Origin of the sequence: Acinetobacter sp. AM (assembly GCF_003105055.1) — a bacterium.
Taxonomy (GTDB): domain Bacteria; phylum Pseudomonadota; class Gammaproteobacteria; order Pseudomonadales; family Moraxellaceae; genus Acinetobacter; species Acinetobacter tibetensis.
The window spans coordinates 1-349 of record NZ_QETG01000059.1; the positions used below are offsets into that span (position 1 = coordinate 1).

Here is a 349-nt window from a genome sequence, read left to right on the forward strand (position 1 = left end):
GCCTGTCGGGGTTGTAGCCAAACTCCAAGTGCCATCCGCGGCTTTGGTGGCCGTCAGGGTCACAGGGGTATCGCTTTCATTGGTGTAGCTGATCACCTGTTGGACGTTGTCCGCTCCTGGGGTCGAGGTGACTGCACCACCTGGTAAAGCCACGACATCAGGTGCATCGGCTGTATTTAGGGTGATGTCATCTGTTTTTGCGGTATCACTGTCTGTCTCGCTGTTGTTGTATTGGTCCGTCCCCTCTGCACTCACGACACTGCCGTCTTTGACTGCATCCATCCCCAGCGTGATGACACCAGTACTTGGATCTATGCTGATGCCTGTCGGGGTTGTAGCCAAACTCCAA

1 protein-coding gene is annotated in these 349 nt (G+C 55.0%); it reads right to left on the reverse strand.

Annotated elements, in window-relative coordinates:
- The coding region (locus tag DCO44_RS16720; RefSeq protein WP_165815741.1) for a hypothetical protein at positions 1 to 349 on the reverse strand (349 nt) is incomplete at both ends.